This window comes from Bradyrhizobium sp. ORS 375 (assembly GCF_000239775.1).
In the GTDB taxonomy this organism is placed as follows: Bacteria; Pseudomonadota; Alphaproteobacteria; order Rhizobiales; family Xanthobacteraceae; genus Bradyrhizobium.
In genome coordinates, this window is sequence record NZ_CAFI01000041.1 from 21,088 (window position 1) to 39,005 (window position 17,918).

Below are 17,918 nucleotides of genomic sequence, written 5' to 3' on the forward strand. Positions count from 1 at the left end.
GGCTGATTCGCGGTCCGGTTGTGTTTGTTCAATTTCCGCAGTTGCTGCCAAATCGATGCAATTTGTAGATTTCCGCGGGCTGGCTCGCCGCCGCTGGCTCGAAACGTCGACCGAGGAGTACGCAGGTATGGATGTTGTGGTTCGCCGCTGTAACCAAGGTGCATTCTAGTCTTTGAAAGACTTTGATCTGTTCATGTCCGGCTCATCTATACTTTTTTATACTTGAATTTCGTCGAATTAAAGAAGGCGTAAACTTGGCGATATGACAGCAAACTCGTGGGTTGGGCGGTTTCCGGCCCCTCGGGGCACAAGCTGAAGATGGTTCCTCCTGACACTTGCCAGTGATATGCAGACTTCGAACGCTAATTCTTATGTAATAATTAACCATAGTCGGTGCCCCCGTGAATTACGCTGGCAAGTCTGACGCCGCGCTTTTCTCCGATGGCCTGGGCTCGACCGCGTCTAAGCTCGTGAAGCTGGACGCGCCGCACGCGCACGCTCCGGCGGACGCGATCGTCATTCCCGACGCGCATTTCCTGTTCCATGCCGATTTCAAGCGGTCCGGCCTCGACCTCGTGCTGTCGTCCGATGGTCGTGAACTGGTCGTTCCGGACTATTTCAAAGGCGAGAAACGGGCCGTGCTGGCCTCGCCCGATGGCGCCCACCTGACCGGCGACATCGTCAACGCGCTCTCCGGCGCGGTGCAGGTCAGCCAGGCGGGCGGCGCCGCCAGCGCCGGCAAGGTGATCGGCCACGTCACCAAGCTGCAGGGCACCGCGACGGTGATCCGCAACGGCGTGTCGATTCTCCTGCACAACGGCGACAACGTCGAGAAGGGCGATATCGTCCAGTCCGGCTCGAACTCGACCGTCGGCATCACCTTCATCGACGGCACCGTGTTCGGCCTGTCCTCGAACGCGCGGATGGTGCTGAACGAGATGGTCTACGACCCCAACGGGTCGAACAACTCGTCATTGATCAGCCTCGTCGCCGGCACGATCTCGTTCGTGGCGGGTGAGACCGCCAAGCACGGCGACATGAAGGTCGACACGCCGGTGGCGACCATGGGCATCCGTGGCACCGCCGTGCTGGTCGAGATCGACTTCACGGTGCCGGGGCAGGGCGGTCTGCCCGACGCCAAGTTCCAGGTGCTCGTCGAGCCCGACGGCCGCACCGGCTCCTACGTCCTGTTCGACAAGACGACCTTGCAGCCGATCGCGCTCGTCAACCAGGCTGGGCAGCAGATCCAGATCAGCAACGGCATCGTGAACCAGACGACGGTGCCGCTGACGCCCGACGTGCAGAAGCTGATCAACGACGTCTTCACGCTGAAGTTCACCGACAATTCCAACACCAACCCGAAGACGACGACTCACTTCACCGATCTGGGCGTGCTGCAGACGCTGCAGCCGGTGACGCTGCCGAATGGCACCAGCGCGACGCCGAAGATCCTGGTCACCGACGGCGCCGCGCCGACCTCCACCGGCGGCAACACGCCGACCGGCCTGGACCACTATGCCGGTGCGCCCGAGGTTCGGGTGCTGGACGTCAACGGCACGCTCAGCTCGAGCTTCGGCCTTAGCGAGCGTGTAGGCCAGACCGGGATCAGCACCGATCTCGACACGGTGCTCAGCCGGGTCAATTTCCTCGACATCAATCTCGCCGACCGGCCGACCGTATCGGTCAGCTTCAAGTCGTTTGCCTATAAGAGCGCGCAGCAGACAGACGTCACCGGCTCGTTGAACGCCCTGCAGCTGCAGGATGTCATGGCGACGGCCGTGGCGATCAACGTGACCCCGGACCCGGCCAACAAGAACTACGGCTCGGCGACGCTGACCTACAGCGTTCCCGACAATTATTTTGATTTCCTCGGTGCCGGCGAGAAGCTGACGCTGACCTACATCGTGCGGGTCGACACCAACTACGCACTCGCCAACGAATTCACCGAGGTGCCGATCACGATCACCGTGACCGGGACCAACGACAAGCCGCAGATTACGACCAGCGTTGCGACCATCGCGTTCGAAGGCGGCACCAGCGTGCCGGGCGGGCCGCTGACGTCGGATGATCCGACCTCGGGCACGCTGACCTTCACGGATGTCGACCTCACCGATACCCATACGGTGTCGGCCAAATTGACCAGCGCCGTGCTCGAGGGCGGCAGCGTTCCCCCGGCGCCGCTGGCGCTGTTCGAGCAGGCGTTGACCGCGACGCTGGCGGCGGACAGCACCGGCAGCGGCACGGGCAAGATCGCCTGGAGCCTCGGTAACCTGCCGGTCTACGTCGCCGACTTCATCCCCGCGGGGGAGACGCTGACGCTCACCTACACGGTGACGCTGACGGATTCGCAAGGCGCGACATCGACCCGGACGATCACGGTCACCATCACCGGCACGGATGATCCGGCCGTGGTCTGGATCGCCACCACGCAAGACGGCGAGAGCAGCGGCGCCCAGGTTCATCTGTGGAGCGACGCCGCGAACTGGGCGACCGGTCTGGCGCCGACGGCCGCCGACGACGTCATCATCATCACCGATCAGCTGCACGGCCTGACGCCGGCCTTCCCGGTGACGATCGACGCCGCAGCCTTCGCCAAGTCGCTCAGCATGAATGATTTCGGCGGCGGGGCGATCCCGGAGCTGGACAATCACAGCACGCTGACGATCAGCGGCGCGCTCACCGCCAAAGCCGATGCGCGCATCATCAATTTCGCGGACGCCATCATCAACGTCGGCGGCTCGGCGCAGATCCTGGATCAGGCCGAGCTGCACAATTCCGGCACGGTGCTGCTCTCGGGCGGCGGCGTGTTCGGCAGCGCTGCAGGCATCAGCAACACGGGAACGATGGAGCTGACCGGCGGCACGCTGACGGTGCATGGCGAGATCGAAAATGCCGGCGAGGACAGCTCCGGCCTGATCCAGGTCGACCAGGGCGCGACTCTGACCCTCGACGGCGGCAGCATCGACGGCGGCACGATCGTCGTTCAGGGGGCGCTGGTCGTTCAGACGTTCGGAACGCTGGAGAGCGGCGAAGAGACGTCTCAGCTTGACGACGGCATGCTCGTCCTGAAGGGCGGCGCTGCGATCAGCAATGCCGAGTTCTTGAATTTCGGCACGATCGAGGCCTTGGGCAGCGGCAACGTCCTGTCGGACGACGCCGTCACCAATGCCGGCCGGATCGTCGTCAAGGCGCAAGGCGCGCTGAAGCTCGATCTCGATACCAGCATCGACAATGCCGACGGCCTCATCACGGTCGAGACTGCAGCCAAGCTGACGCTCTCCGAGGCGAGCATCACCGGCGGCGACGTGACGAACGAGGCCGGCGGAACGATCGCCTTGACGGGACAGGCGGCGATCGGCGGCGGGACGATCGACAATTTCGGCACGATCGCCGTGTCCGGCAGCGGCAACGCGTTCGAGGACGAGACGATCAGCAATGCCAATGCGGCGGCGCTGACGATCGCGCTCGGCGGCGTGCTCTCGCTGTCCGGTACCAGCGTCGCCGGCGGCACGATCGGCAATGACGGCACGATCGCGGTGATCGGGGACAGCAGCATCGACGGCAGCGCCGTCGAGGGCGGCACGCTCCTGATCGGCGACAGCAGCGGTGAGAATGGCTCCGGCAACATCCGCCTCGTCTCGACCGAGAACGGGCTGCCAGAAACGCCGTTCACGCCAGTGACCTTGACCGTTCAGGGCGGCGCGACCTTGCATGGTACGGCGATCGGCATCGATCCCGGCTCGGTGCTCGAGGTCGCGTCCGCAGCCGGTGCGGTCATGACCACGGTCTCGATCAGCAATTCCGGGACGGTCAAGGTCGACCAGGATGCGCTGCTGCAGCTCGAGGACAGCACGATCATCGGGGGCGATCTCGTCAACCGTGGCGTCGTGCATGTCGAGACGGCGGCCGCGACCACGTTCGACGGCGTCACGATCGACAATGCCGGCGGTCAGATCATCATCGATGATGAGGGCGACAGCCCGGTGCCGTCGACGCTGGTGCTGGACGGACACACCTCGCTCACCGGCGGCGTGCTGAGCGTCGGCATCGCCGGGACGCTGGAGATCTCCGGCTCCGGCGTGACCCTGTCGGACATGCATGTCGGCAATTCCGGCGTCTTCACCGTCGACGTCGACGCGCTGCTCAGCCTGGCAGGCACCACGGTGAGCGGCGACGGCACGCTGCACGTCTACGGCACCCTGACGGCGAGCGGGTTCACCACCATCGACAGCTCGCTCTTCAATGACGGCACGATCGAGGTCGTCGGTGGCACGTTCGAGATCAACGGCGCCTTTATCAACGATGGCACGATCGAGATCGTCGGCGGAATCGTCGACATCAACGGCCCGATCTCCGGATCCGGAACCATCACGATCGATCCCGGCGCCATTCTTCACGTCGCCGGCGGCAATACGCAGACGATCGACTTCAGCGGCGATGGCAGCAGCACGCTGGTCGTCGAGGACGCCAGCTTCGGTGCCAAGATCATCGGGCTCGGCGTCTCCGACAAGATCGATCTCAAGACGATCAAATGGGATCCGGCAACCACGACCGCCTCCTATGATGCGGAGAGCGGCGTACTCACGGTCGTCGATGGCACCGGCAATAGCGTCAGCCTGACCTTGAGCGGCGCCGACTATTCGAACGCGCATTTCGCCGGCAGCGACGACGGCCAGGGCGGAACGCTCATCACGCTGATGGCCGATGATGCCGCGCCCGTCATCGCCGATGCCGACCACTCCGGCGCCATCGTGGAAACCGCCGGCGCGACAGGCGCGTCCGACCTCCACAGCGTCGACGGCACCATCCACTTCACCGATGTCGATCTGACGGATCGTCCGACGGCGGCCATCCTCGCGAATGCCCAGAGCGTGACCTGGACCGCGGCCGATCATCAGACCGATCTGTCCGCCCAGCTGACGCCGGGCCAGGTCGCCGCGCTGGAGCAGGCGCTGCAGCTGAGCCAGAGCGGCAACACCAACAGCGGTGCGGTCGGCTGGACCTATGCCATCGCCGACGGCGCGCTCGATTTCCTCGGCGACGGCCAGACGGTCACGGTGACCTCCACGGTGACCCTTGACGATCATCAGGGCGGCACCGCGACATCGACGATCGTCGTCACCATCACCGGCACCAACGACAAGCCGGTGGTCACGTCGACGGCGCAGGGCGCTGTGATCGCCGAGCAGGCCGGCAAGTCCGAATCGAGCGATCTCGACACTGCTCATGGCACGATCAGCTTCACCGATGCCGATCTCACCGATACCCATGTGATCAAGGTGGTCGACGTCGCTGCGCAGGGCGCGGCCGACGGACTTCCCTCCGATTCGTCCGTGCTCAAGAGCTGGCTCTCGCTCGGGGCGCTCACCGATTCCACCGGCGGCGCCGCCGCCTCGCAGCCCTGGACCTTCGCGGCCGAGGACAAGGCGTTCGACTATCTCGGCGTCGGTCAGCACGTCACGCTGACCTACACCGTCGAGATCGCCGACGGGCATGGCGGCGTGGTCACTGTCCCCGTCACCATCACGGTCGATGGCGCGGAGGACGCGCCTGTCATCACGGGAGAAACCAATCCGCCGGTCCAGACGGTCATCCTGTCCGAGCGGGCCACCGTGCTTACCACAGGCACCTCCCTCAATGCCCATGACATGCCGACCGAGACGTTCGACGACGTGTCGGCTGGCGTAATCGCCGACAATGGGCGCGGCCATGGCAGCTTCCATAGCCAGGCGCTGCACGCGAATTTCACGGCCAGCGGCAATGCGGGAATCGTGCACGGATCCTCGCCGGTGTCTGCGGCGCCCTACATGGCTGACGGCGCCGACCGGACCAACTATCTGAGCATCGGCAATCACGCGCAGGAGACCATCACCTTCGACAGCGCCAAGAACAGCTTCGGGCTGTATTGGGGCTCGGTCGATAGCTACAACAGCATCTCCTTCTACGACGGCAACAAGCTGATCGCCTCCTATAGCGGCAACGACGTCGCGCCGCTGCTGGCCAATGGCGGGCAGGGATCGCTGGCGTCAAACGGCTACGTCGAATTCCTTGGCCTGGCCCCGTTCAACAAGGTCGTGCTGGCGAGCAGCGCGAATGCGTTCGAGCTGGACAACGTCTCGGCCGGGTTCATTGCCGATCAGCCCGTCAAGCTGGCCAGCGACATCTCCGGCACGCTGACCGTGCTCGACAAGGACATCGGCGACGTGCTGACCGCCTCGGTGCTCGGCAATGGCGTGATCAAGTACAACGGCTCGTCGACCCTGCCGGCCGAGGCCAATGTGCAGAAACTGGCCGATGCCGGCGCCGTGACCTTCGACAGCGTCACGTCCAAGGGCGGCTCCGAGGTCCTGCACTGGCACTATCATTCCGACGCCGTGAACCTTGACTTCCTGAAGCCCGGCGACACGCTGACGGTCACCTATCAGGCGGAGGTCAGCGACGGCCACGGCACGTCCGGCACCAAGGCGCTGACGGTGACGCTGGCGGGCAACGGCGCGTCGACGGTGAACGGCACTGCGCACGACGATGACTTCGTCAATGTCGGTGGCGGCGTCACCATCTTCGGCAAGGGCGGCAACGACACCTTCGTGTTCAAGCCGCATTTCGGCAGCGCCACGATTGCCGACCTCGATCTCAGCCGGGACGTCGTCGAGCTCGACAGTTCGACGTTTGCGAACACGGAGGCGCTTGTTGCCTCGGCGCAGTCCGCCAACAACGGCCACGACACCGTCATCACCGATGCGGCGCATGATACGCTGATCCTCAAGGGCGTGACGCTCGACCAGTTCAAGGCGCAGCACGACGGCTTCCACCTGGTCTGAGCCGGCCTTGCAGCAGCGCGGTTCGGGCTGGATCGCCAGACGCTGCTCTCTTCGGGAATAGCTTGGTGTCTCGGATCGCCAGCCCCGGCGTGATAATGGATACGGCATGAATCGATTGAGGGCAGTGCCACGATGGTTCGCGCGCAAGTTCGGCTATGCGCGCCTGATCTGCCTGCTGCTGCTGGTCGCCTTCGCGGCGCTGCGGGTCGCCGATCCCGCTCCGCTACAGGAGTTGCGTCTCCGCACCTTCGACAATTTCCAGGCCTTCAGTCCGCGGCTGAAGACCATCCGTCCGGTCACGATCGTCGACATCGACGAGAAGAGCGTCGCCGATCCCAAGCTCGGGCAATGGCCATGGCCGCGGACGCGGATCGCCGAGATCATCGAGAAGCTCACGCGGCTCGGTGCCGTGGTCATCGCCTTCGACGTCGTGTTCGCCGAGCCGGACCGGCTGAACCCGGCGATTGCGGCCGAGACCTTTCCCAACCTCGACGAGGCGACGCGCGAGAAGCTGAAGGCGTTGCCGTCGAACGATCAGGTGCTCGCCGACGCCCTGCGCCGCACCCGGATCGTGCTCGGTGAGACGGCCAGCAACGAGGTCCGCGCCGACCTCGACAAGACTTTGCCGGTCACCGGCGTTGCGACCATCGGGCCCGAAGCCGATGGCTTCATGGAGAGCTACCCGGGACTGTTGCGCAACGTTCCGGTGATCGAGCATGCCGCGTCAGGGCGCGGGCTGTTCACGATCCCGCCTGAGCGCGACGGCATCATTCGCCGTGTACCGATGATCCTGCAGGCGCAGGACATCACGATGCTGGCGCTCAGCTTCGAGATGCTTCGGGTGGTGAGCGGCGCGGATACGGTGCTCATCAGGACCGATATCGGCGGCATCACCGGCCTTCGCATCGGCGGCTTCGAGATACCCACGGACCGCAAAGGCAGGATCTGGGTGCACTATGCCCGCTCCGATCCGTCGATCTACGTGTCGGCCATCGACGTGCTCGAGGGGCGCGTGCCGCCGGAGAAGATCGCCAGGAAGCTGGTCCTGATCGGCCCCTCCGCCATCGGCTTGAACGACATCAAGACGACGCCGGTCGATCCGGCCATGCCTGGGGTCGAGGTGCATGCCCAGGTTCTGGAGTCCGTCCTCACGGGGTCCATCCTGACGGTTCCGTCCTGGGGCCTTGCGGCCGAATTCTTCGGTGCTCTGATCCTCGGCCTGCTCGTGATCGTGTTCGCACCGCGGCTCGGCGCTGTCACCCTCGTCGTGGTCGGCGCCGTATTCGCGAGCGCGCTGCTTGGCTCGTCCTGGTACTTCTACACGCAGCATCGCCTGCTGATCGACTTCACTTATCCGATGCTGTCGACGACGTCAGTCTACCTGACGCTGATCTTCGCGAGCTTCGTTCGCGAGCAGAACCAGCGTCGGCAGATCCGCTCGGCGTTCGGGCAATATCTCTCGCCAGCGCTGGTCGAGCAGCTCGCGCATTCGCCCGAGAAGCTGGTGCTCGGCGGCGAGGAGCGCGAGATGACGATCATGTTCTCCGATGTACGCGGCTTCACCACGATCTCGGAGAGCTACAAGCACGATCCGCAAGGTCTGACGCGGCTGATGAACCGCTTCCTAACGCCGCTGACCAACGCGATCCTGGCACGCAAGGGCACCATCGACAAATACATGGGCGACGCCATCATGGCGTTCTGGAATGCGCCGCTCGACGACATCGAGCATCACCGCAATGCCTGTGAAGCGGCCCTTGACATGCTCGTGAGCGTCGATGAGCTGAACCGCGCTCGCGAGCAGGAGGCGAGCGACGGCGGCCACGTCTACATCCCGATCAATATCGGCATCGGGTTGAATACCGGGGTCTGTGTAGTCGGCAACGTCGGCTCGGACCAGCGTTTCGATTATTCGGTGCTGGGCGACAGCGTCAACCTCGCCTCGCGCCTTGAGGGCCAGTCCAAGGAATACGGGTTTCCGATCATCGTCGGCTCGAAGACGGCGCTTGCGGTGAAGGACAAGCTCGCAATCCTCGAGCTCGACTTCATCATGGTGAAGGGCAAGACGGAGCCGGAGGTCATCTACGCGATCGCGGGCCGCGACGATGTGATGAATTCCGAGCGCTTCCAGCTGCTGCGCAACCTGACCATCGAGATGCTCGCCGCCTATCGCAGCCGCGATTGGGACGAGGCGCTGGCGGCGATCGCGCGGGGACGCAAGAGGGACGAGGCGGGGGAGCTGGCCAAGCTGTTCGATCTCTACGAAGCGCGCATCCGCGCCTATCAGCAGAGCCCGCCGCCGGACGACTGGAACGGCGCGCATGCGCTGACGTCGAAGTAGCTCGATGATCCGTAGGGTGGGCAAAGCGAAGCGTGCCCACCGCTTCCCGTCGTCGTATGGATGGACGGTGGGCACGGCGCTTCGCGCCTTTGCCCACCCTACGATCCGTCATTGTGGCGAGTCTGGACGCCACAACGGTGTCATACCGTGTCGATTGGCGACGACAGCCTCTCCGCGTCATTGCGAGGAGCGGAGCGACGAAGCAATCCAGAGTCGTTGGCGTGGCCCTGGATTGCTTCGCGGAGCCTGTCATCGGGCCGCGCATCTGCGCGGACCCGTTGGCTCGCAATGACGACGGAGATGCGGGCGTCGCGGTTAATCCGCCCCGATCGTCGTCAGGTCCTGGAACCAGTGCTGGGCCTGGACGAACGTCTTCACCTTCGGCGACAGCGCGTGCGGGTTGGTGTCGTGTACGACCCAGACCAGCACGGCATCATCGACCACCTGCGCATGCGCCTGCGCGATCAGTTCGTCCTGCTTGGCCGGATCGAACGTCTGCTTCGCCTCGGCGATCAGCGCGTCGACCTTCGGGTTCTTGTAGCCACCCCAGTTGACGCCGACGGGCGCGATCTGGTCGGAAGCGAAGAAGCGGACGATGGCGTAGAGCGGATCGGAGGTGACATAGGCGATGTTGTTGGCGGTGATGCCGGCGTTCATCTCGTCGGCGGCGCCCTTGCGCCAATGCGTGTACAGTGTCTCGAGCTCCACGACCTTGAAGTCGATGTCGATGCCGATGTCCTTGAAGCTCTGCTGCAGGAACTCGTTCATCGGCAGCGACAGCATCTGGCCGGTGCCGCCTTGCGCGATGATGAACGTCGTCTTCAGCGGCTTGGCGGACGAGTAGCCGGCGTCCTCGACGAGCTTCTTGGCGGCGGCGAGATCGTATTTCAGCTCGAAGCTCGGCTTGCCGAACCACGGGCTCGACGGATCGACCTGACCCTTGGCCGGCTTGGCCAAGCCGTTCATCAGGCCGACGACCTCGTCGCGGTTGATCGCCAGGTTGAGCGCCTTGCGCAGCCGGATGTCGGTCCAGGGCGAACCCGGCAGCACGCTGAGATGATAGTTCCAGACATGCGGCGTGACGTTGTCGACGAGCTTCATGCCGGCGGCCTTGAGCTGCGGCACCGCATCCGGCGCCGGCGTCTCGATCAGATCGACCTGGCCGGCGAGCAGCGCGTTGGTCCGCGTGAGCGCCTCAGGCATCGGCACCAGCACGAGCTTGTCGGTCTTCGGCAGCCGGTCCTTGTTCCAGTATTCGGAATTCCTTGATAGCTCCGCGAGTTCGCGCGGCACCAGCTTGGTCAGCTTGAATGGTCCGGTGCCCGAGGGCTGGCTGGCGAACTTGTCCCAATCCCTGCCGAGCTTCTCATATTGCGCCGGGCTCGAAATCAGGAACCACAGCATCTGATAGGGAAAGAAGGAGTCGACTGTCTTCGTGGTGATCTCCACCGTGGAGTCGTCGATCTTGGCGTAGCTCGCGACCGACGGCAGCCGCGTCTTGACCTGTGCGCTCTGCCGCTTGTCGAACTGCGGTGCCTTATCGTTGAGCACCTTGTCCAGATTCCAGATCACCGCATCGGCATTGAAGTCGCTGCCGTCGTGGAACTTGACGCCCTTGCGCAGGGTGAAGCGCCATTTGGTCTTGTCGGCGTCGTCGACCTTCCACTCGGTGGCGAGGCCGGGGATCAGCTTGCCCGGCTTGTCGGCGACGCTCATGTCCCACGCCACCAGCGGATCGTAGATCGTATAGCCGGTAAACTGATAGGCGCCGGCGCCACGATCGGGCTGGCCCGTCGTCAAGGGGATGTCGGCCATCGAGATGCCGTAGCGCAGAACGGTTTCAGCATGCGCGGCAACAGTAGAGAGGCCGAGCGCAAGCGCGGTCGCCAGCAAGGACAATTTCATACGCATCAGGGTGAAGCTCCGTGAAAACCGGATCAATTCGACGCGCCAAACCTGCAATCCGGGTGCCAAGCGCCCGCGGAGATCATTTGAGTACAAACGGTTGTGACCACGCGTCGCAGGCGGGTCGTCACGGACACTGCTGGCATAGGCGTTGCATAACGCTGCACAGAATTTAGCCAGCTGATCGGAGATCTTGATCGTGCTTTTGCGTCTTGCGACCTCACTGACGAAGCGCGCGGCCGTTGCGGCCGCGATGATGACGAGCGCCGCCATCCTCATGCTGCCGGCGTCGGCCGGCGCGGAGAGCGCGCTGCGGATCGGCATGACCGCCGCCGACATTCCACGCACGCTCGGCCAGCCCGACCAGGGTTTTGAGGGCAACCGCTTCACCGGTCTCACGATGTACGACGCGCTCACGATGTGGGACCTGTCGTCGGCGGACAAGCCGAGCGTGGTCATTCCCGGCCTCGCCACCGAGTGGAAGGTCGACGAGGCCGACAAGACCAAGTGGACGTTCAAGCTGCGTCCCGGGGTCACCTTTCACGACGGCGCGCCGTTCAATGCCGATGCCGTGGTGTGGAACGTCGAGAAGGTGCTGAAGCAGGATGCGCCGCAATTCGATCCGAGCCAGGTCGGCGTCACCGCCTCGCGCATGCCGACGCTGGCGTCAGCGCGGAAGATCGATGATCTCACCGTCGAGCTGACGACCAAGGAGCCGGACAGCTTCCTGCCGATCAACCTCACCAATCTGTTCATGGCGAGCCCGAGCAAGTGGCAGAAGCTCTACGAGGCCGCGACCGGCGCCGACGACAAGGCGAAGTCGCAGGCGGCCTGGGCCGCGTTCGCCAAGGACGCCTCTGGCACCGGCCCGTGGAAGATGGCGAAGTTCACGCCGCGCGAGCGGCTGGAGCTCGTCAAGAACGAAGCCTATTGGGACAAGGCGCGCGTGCCCAAGGCCGACAAGATGATCCTGCTGCCGATGCCGGAAGCGAACGCGCGCACTGCGGCGCTATTGTCCGGTCAGGTCGATTGGGTCGAGGCGCCGGCGCCGGATGCGCTGCCCGAGATCAAGCAGCGCGGCTTCAAGCTCTATGCCAACGAGCAGCCGCATGTCTGGCCGTGGCAGTTCTCGCGCATCGAAGGCTCGCCGTGGAACGATATCCGCGTCCGCAAGGCCGCCAATCTGTGCATCGATCGCGAGGGCCTGCGTGACGGTCTGCTCGCCGGCCTGATGGTGCCGGCGAGCGGCACGTTCGAGAAGGGCCATCCCTGGCGCGGCAACGTCACCTTCGAGATCAAGTACGACAAGGCGGCTGCGCAGAAGCTGATGCAGGAGGCCGGCTACGGCCCGAACAAGAAGCTCGAGGTGAAGACGCAGACCTCGGCCTCCGGCTCGGGCCAGATGCAGCCGCTGCCGATGAACGAGTATCTGCAGCAGGCACTGGCGGAATGCTATTTCGACGTCAAGCTCGACGTCATCGAGTGGAACACGCTGTTCACCAACTGGCGCCGCGGCGCCAAGGACGCCTCGGCCAACGGCGCCAATGCCACCAATGTCACCTACGCGGCGATGGATCCGTTCTTCGCGCTGGTGCGGTTCCTGCAATCGTCGATGGCCCCTCCGGTCTCCAACAATTGGGGCTTCATCAACAACCCGAAGTTCGACGAGCTCGTGAAGAAGGCGCGCCAGACCTTCGATCCCACCGAGCGCGACAAGGCGCTGGCCGAGCTGCACGCGGCCTCGGTCGACGACGCTGCGTTCCTCTACGTGGCCCACGACGTCGGCCCGCGCGCGATGAGCCCGAAGGTGAAGGGCGTGGTGCAGCCGAAGAGCTGGTTCATCGACTTCTCGCCGATCTCGGTGGAGTAGTAAGGCTCCATCTCCACTCGTCGTCATGGCCGGGCTTGAACCCGGCCATCCATCTTTGACCCGTGGAGGAGACCGCGTGGATGCCCGGGTCAAGCCCGGGCATGACGACCGATAGACCTTCAGAAGGTGACTCGTGCTCTCTTATGCTGCCAGGCGGATGGTCTATGCGATCCCGATCATCATCGGTGTCGCGCTCGTCTGCTTCATGCTCGTTCACATCACGCCGGGTGATCCCCTGGTCGCCGTGCTGCCGGCCGACGCCTCGCAGGAGCTCGCGCAGCAGCTGCGCGTGGCCTATGGCTTCGACAAGCCGCTGCCCGTGCAGTTCGGCCTGTGGCTGTGGCGCGCGGTCAATGGCGATCTGGGCAGCTCGATCGCGACCGGCCGTCCCGTCCTGGCCGAGGTGCTGCGCGCGGTCTCCAACACCGTGACGCTCGCGATCGCGGCGGCCATCATCGGCTTCTCGCTCGGCCTGTTCTTCGGCCTCGTCGCCGGCTATTTCCGCGACACCTGGATCGACAAGGTCGCGACCTCGATCGCGATCGCCGGCGTGTCGCTGCCGCATTACTGGCTCGGCATGGTGCTGGTCATCATCTTCTCGGTCGAGCTGAACTGGCTGCCCGCGGTCGGCGCCGGTCCATCCGGCTCAGGAGCCTGGGCGTGGGACTGGGCACATATCCGCTTTCTCATTCTGCCGGCGATCACGACATCCGTCATTCCGATGGGCATCATCACCCGCACCGTGCGCGCGCTGACCGGCGACATCCTGAGTCAGGACTTCGTCGAGGCGTTGCGTGCAAAAGGCCTGCGCGAAACGCAGGTGTTCCGCCACGTGCTGAAGAACGCCGCGCCGACAGCGCTTGCCGTCATGGGCCTGCAGCTCGGCTACATGCTCGGCGGATCGATCCTGATCGAGACGGTGTTCTCGTGGCCCGGCTCGGGCCTGCTCCTGAACTCCGCGATATTTCAGCGCGACCTGCCGCTGCTGCAGGGCACGATCCTGGTGCTGGCGATGTTCTTCGTCATCCTCAACCTCGTGGTCGACATCGCGCAGGCCGCGATCGATCCGCGCATCAAGCGGGGCTAGCGATGAGCATCACGTCCCCGAGCGCGGTGAACGAGCAGTCCCTGCAGGCCGCGCCGGCCGCCAAGGCGCGCGGCTATTGGGCGACCGTCGGTCGCCGCATCGTCAGGGACAAGGTCAGCATGGTCTGCGTCGCGATCCTGCTGCTGATCTTCCTCTCGGCGCTCCTGGCGCCGTATCTGCATCTCGCTGATCCCTACCAAGGCTCGATGATCCGCCGCCTGCGCCATATCGGCACGCCGAACTATCCGCTCGGGACCGACGAGCTCGGCCGCGACATGCTGGCGCGGCTGATCTATGGCGGGCGGCTGTCGCTCTTAATCGGCATCACGCCGGTCATCCTCGCCTTCGGCATCGGCACCATGCTTGGCCTCGTCGCCGGCTATGCCGGCGGCTGGGTCAATACGATGATCATGCGCACCATCGACGTGTTCTACGCCTTCCCCTCGGTGCTGCTGGCGATCGCGATCTCCGGCGCGCTTGGCGCCGGCATCACCAACTCCATCGTGTCGCTGACCATCGTGTTCGTGCCGCAGATCACCCGCGTCGCCGAGAGCGTTACGACAGGCGTACGCAATCGTGACTTCGTTGAGGCTGCGCGGGCCTCGGGTGCGAACGCCTTTACGATCATGCGGGCGCACATGCTCGGCAATGTGCTCGGGCCGATCTTCGTCTACGCGACCGGGCTCATATCCGTGTCGATGATCCTCGCCGCCGGCCTGTCCTTCCTCGGCCTCGGCACCAAGCCGCCGGAGCCGGAATGGGGGTTGATGCTCAACACGCTGCGCACGGCGATCTACGTCAATCCCTGGGTGGCGGCATTGCCGGGCGTGATGATCTTTGCGGTGTCGATCTGCTTCAACCTGCTCAGTGATGGCCTGCGCAGCGCGATGGATATCCGGAGTTGATGATGGTGAGTTTGACGAGCGGTCGGGCGTCATCGGCAGTGCACCTCGCCCCGCTCTCGTCCGCCGTAGCTCGAAGAGCGAAGGCGGATGCGGGGGCGCGACGAGCTTCGCTCGCGCTGAGAGGTCGGATTGCATCGAAAGATGCAATCCGGGTGAGGGGGGACAGGTCTCACCGCGAACACCACTCGCGCGGCTGCCCCTCGCCCCAGCCCTCTCCCCGTAAGAACGGGGAGAGGGAGCGCAGCGCGTCTGCGGCGGCATCGGGGGCATCATCATGAGCGAAGCAACGGCCGGCACCGGCCTCGCCCCCATCGAAGACCTCGGCGGCAAGGCGCAGCCGCTTCTGCGCGTCGATGGCCTGACAAAACACTTCCCCGTGCGCGGCGGGCTGTTCGGCGCCCGTAAGACGGTGCGGGCGGTCGATGACGTCTCGTTCAACATCGGCAAGGGCGAGACGGTCGGCATCGTCGGCGAGTCCGGTTGCGGCAAGTCGACGACGGCGCGGCTGCTCATGCATCTGATGGACCGTGACGCGGGCGAGATCATCTTCGACGGCCGCCAGGTCGGCCATGAGATCTCGTTGCGCGAGCTGCGGCGCGGCATGCAGATGGTGTTCCAGGACTCCTATGCCTCGCTCAATCCGCGGCTGACGATCGAGGAGTCGATCGCCTTCGGGCCGAAGGTGCACGGCATGGCTGACACTGCTGCGCGCGCGCTCGCGCGCGAACTGCTCGGCAAGGTCGGCCTGCGGCCCGAAACCTTCGCCAACCGCTACCCGCACGAGATCTCCGGCGGCCAGCGCCAGCGCGTCAACATCGCTCGCGCATTGGCGCTGTCGCCGCGGCTCGTCATTCTCGACGAGGCGGTCTCGGCGCTCGATAAGTCGGTCGAGGCGCAGGTGCTCAATCTGCTGATGGACCTCAAGCGCGAGTTCGGCTTGACCTATCTGTTCATCAGCCACGACCTCAACGTCATCAACTACATCTCCGACCGCGTGCTGGTGATGTATCTCGGCGAGGTCGTCGAGCTCGGGCCCGTCGAGTTGGTCTGGGCCAAGCCGGCGCATCCGTATACGCGCGCGCTGCTGGCGGCGATGCCGTCCTCAGACCCCGACAGGCGCACCGAGACGCCGCCGCTGTCCGGCGATCCGCCGAACCCGATCGACCCGCCTTCCGGCTGCCGCTTCCACACCCGCTGTCCGTTCGCCGAGGCGCCATGCGCGAATGTCGCGCCAAGATTGACGGAGCTGGATACAATGGGTCATCAGGCCGCCTGCCACATGGCGATCCCCGGTTCGGGACACAGCCGCGCGCCGGCCGCCTGACGGTAGGACATCAGCAGCGAGAAGCGGAATGACCAGACCCACGCCCCAGCAAGTCAGTGCCATCGCGGAGGCCTCCGGCCTGCCGGTCGACAAGGAGGTTGCAACCCGGATCGCCGACTCGATCGGACCGGCGTTCGACAATTTCGCCGCTGTCGCCGGCACGCTCCCATTCGACCTGGAACCCGCGAGCTACGTCCTGGCCCAGACGCTGAAGGTGGGCCGATGAGCACCGAACCCGCACTGATGACACTGACCGAGGTCGCCAAGGCGATCGCCGACAAGAAGCTCTCGTCGGTCGAGGTGACGCGCTCCTGCCTGCACCGCATCGCGCAGTGGCAGCCGAAGCTGAACGCCTTCATGGCGATCGAGTCCGAGCCGGCGCTGAAGGCGGCCGCCGAGGCGGATGCTGCACTTGCAAAGGACGGCGCGAAGGGCGCGCTGCACGGCGTGCCGCTGGCGCACAAGGACATGTACTACGAGGCCGGTCACATCTCGACCTGCGGTTCGCTGATCCGCCGCGATTTCGTCGCGACGACGACGTCGACTGCGCTGCAGCGGCTGAAGGATGCTGGTTCGATCCGGCTCGGCACCCTGCAGATGGCCGAGTTCGCCTACGGCCCGACCGGCCACAACGCGCATTACGGCGCCGTGCACAATCCCTGGAAGCTCGGCTATGTCACCGGCGGCTCGTCGTCCGGCTCGGGCTCGGCCGTCGGCGCGCGCCTCACATTTGCGGCGCTCGGCTCCGACACCGGCGGCTCGATCCGCATGCCCGCGAATTTCTGCGGCGTCACCGGCCTGAAGGTCACCTGGGGCCGCGTCAGCCGCGCCGGCGCGATGCCGCTGTCGCAGTCGCTCGACACCGTCGGTCCGCTGGCGCAGACGGCGGAGGACTGCGCGCTGCTCCTGGGCCTGATGGCCGGTCCCGATCCCGAGGATCCGACCGCCAGCGCAGTGCCGGTGCAGGACTATGTCGCGGCGACGCAAGCCTCGATCAAGGGCCTCAGGATCGGCGTGCCCAAGGCGTTCTATGTCGACGATCTCGATCCGGAGGTGGCGCGCTGCCTCGATGCGACGATCGCGGTGCTGAAGACCGAGGGGGCCGATGTCGTCCAGGTCGAGCTGCCCGACCAGCGCCAGCTCACCGCGGCCTGCCAGCTCGTGCTCGCGGTCGAGGCGGCCGCCTTCCACAAGCGCTGGATGATCGAGCGGCCGCAGGACTACGGCCCGCAGGTGCTGATGCGATTGCAGAACGCGCTTGCGGTGTCCGGCGTCGCCTATCTCGAGGCGCTGCGCTGGCGCGGCGCCGCGCTGGCCGCGCATGTCGCGGCCACGTCCGGCGTCGATGCGATCATCGCGCCGGTCTCGCCGCTGGTGTCGCCTTCGATCGCCGACAGCGATGTCGGCGGCGCCCCCGGCGCGGAAGCCGTGATCCAGCGCATCACCCGCTTCACGCGGCCCGTGAACTATCTCGGCCTGCCGTCGCTCGCCATCCCGACGGGCTTCACGTCGACCGGCCTGCCGGTTGGCATGCAGCTGATCGGCCGCTCGTTCGACGAAGCCACGATTCTCACGATCGGCGCAGCGTTCCAGAGGGCGACCGATTTCCACGCCCGGGTGCCGACGCTGCCATGAGGAAGACCAGTGTATCCCGCTCGACGCTCT

The 17,918-nt window shown here is 65.2% G+C and carries 9 protein-coding genes; 8 read left to right on the top strand and 1 reads right to left on the bottom strand.

Annotated elements, in window-relative coordinates:
- Nucleotides 1–401: 401 nt before the first annotated feature.
- The gene (locus BRAO375_RS03830) at nt 402–6,821 is read left to right on the top strand and encodes an Npun_F0296 family exosortase-dependent surface protein (RefSeq protein ID WP_009026140.1); all 6,420 of its coding nucleotides are present in this window, start codon (nt 402–404) and stop codon (nt 6,819–6,821) included.
- A gap of 106 nt (nt 6,822–6,927) precedes the next feature.
- Nucleotides 6,928–9,162 (top strand): CHASE2 domain-containing protein, encoded by a 2,235-nt coding sequence (locus tag BRAO375_RS03835; protein ID WP_009026141.1) that lies wholly within the window; start codon nt 6,928–6,930, stop codon nt 9,160–9,162.
- Nucleotides 9,163–9,477: 315 nt separating this feature from the next.
- On the opposite strand, the gene BRAO375_RS03840 is transcribed toward BRAO375_RS03835, so the two are convergent.
- Nucleotides 9,478–11,073 carry an ABC transporter substrate-binding protein gene (locus BRAO375_RS03840; RefSeq protein WP_035638806.1) on the bottom strand — a complete coding sequence of 532 codons (1,596 nt, stop codon included), beginning with the start codon at nt 11,071–11,073 and terminating at the stop codon, nt 9,478–9,480.
- A gap of 247 nt (nt 11,074–11,320) precedes the next feature.
- Between BRAO375_RS03840 and BRAO375_RS03845 the strand changes: the two genes are divergently transcribed.
- The 6 genes from BRAO375_RS03845 to BRAO375_RS03870 all read left to right on the top strand — a co-directional run bounded on the left by BRAO375_RS03845 (nt 11,321) and on the right by BRAO375_RS03870 (nt 17,888).
- Nucleotides 11,321–12,937, top strand: a complete 1,617-nt coding sequence (locus BRAO375_RS03845; protein ID WP_175345288.1) for an ABC transporter substrate-binding protein — start codon at nt 11,321–11,323, stop codon at nt 12,935–12,937.
- Between the two features lie 133 nt (nt 12,938–13,070).
- Nucleotides 13,071–14,024, top strand: coding sequence for an ABC transporter permease (locus BRAO375_RS03850; protein WP_009026144.1), 954 nt, complete (start codon nt 13,071–13,073; stop codon nt 14,022–14,024).
- 2 nt (nt 14,025–14,026) lie between these two features.
- Nucleotides 14,027–14,929 carry an ABC transporter permease gene (locus tag BRAO375_RS03855; protein ID WP_009026145.1) on the top strand — a complete coding sequence of 301 codons (903 nt, stop codon included), beginning with the start codon at nt 14,027–14,029 and terminating at the stop codon, nt 14,927–14,929.
- A 274-nt stretch (nt 14,930–15,203) separates the two neighbouring features.
- Nucleotides 15,204–16,253, top strand: a complete 1,050-nt coding sequence (locus BRAO375_RS03860) for an ABC transporter ATP-binding protein (RefSeq protein ID WP_009026146.1) — start codon at nt 15,204–15,206, stop codon at nt 16,251–16,253.
- A gap of 28 nt (nt 16,254–16,281) precedes the next feature.
- Nucleotides 16,282–16,479: a hypothetical protein gene (locus BRAO375_RS03865; RefSeq protein WP_009026147.1), complete on the top strand. Its 198-nt coding sequence runs from the start codon at nt 16,282–16,284 to the stop codon at nt 16,477–16,479.
- A complete protein-coding gene (locus tag BRAO375_RS03870) occupies nt 16,476–17,888 on the top strand; it encodes an Asp-tRNA(Asn)/Glu-tRNA(Gln) amidotransferase GatCAB subunit A (RefSeq protein ID WP_009026148.1) in 1,413 nt (470 codons plus the stop codon). The genes BRAO375_RS03865 and BRAO375_RS03870 overlap by 4 nt, the downstream gene beginning before the upstream one ends.
- The last annotated feature ends 30 nt before the right edge of the window (nt 17,889–17,918 follow it).

Excerpts from the sequence above, each read along its gene's own strand:
- BRAO375_RS03840 (WP_035638806.1), bottom strand. The coding sequence starts at position 11,073 with ATGCGTATGAAATTGTCCTTGCTGGCGACCGCGCTTGCGCTCGGCCTC.
- BRAO375_RS03870 (WP_009026148.1), top strand. The coding sequence starts at position 16,476 with ATGAGCACCGAACCCGCACTGATGACACTGACCGAGGTCGCCAAGGCG.
- BRAO375_RS03860 (WP_009026146.1), top strand. The coding sequence starts at position 15,204 with ATGAGCGAAGCAACGGCCGGCACCGGCCTCGCCCCCATCGAAGACCTC.
- BRAO375_RS03855 (WP_009026145.1), top strand. The coding sequence starts at position 14,027 with ATGAGCATCACGTCCCCGAGCGCGGTGAACGAGCAGTCCCTGCAGGCC.
- BRAO375_RS03845 (WP_175345288.1), top strand. The coding sequence starts at position 11,321 with ATGATGACGAGCGCCGCCATCCTCATGCTGCCGGCGTCGGCCGGCGCG.
- BRAO375_RS03865 (WP_009026147.1), top strand. The coding sequence starts at position 16,282 with ATGACCAGACCCACGCCCCAGCAAGTCAGTGCCATCGCGGAGGCCTCC.
- BRAO375_RS03835 (WP_009026141.1), top strand. The coding sequence starts at position 6,928 with ATGAATCGATTGAGGGCAGTGCCACGATGGTTCGCGCGCAAGTTCGGC.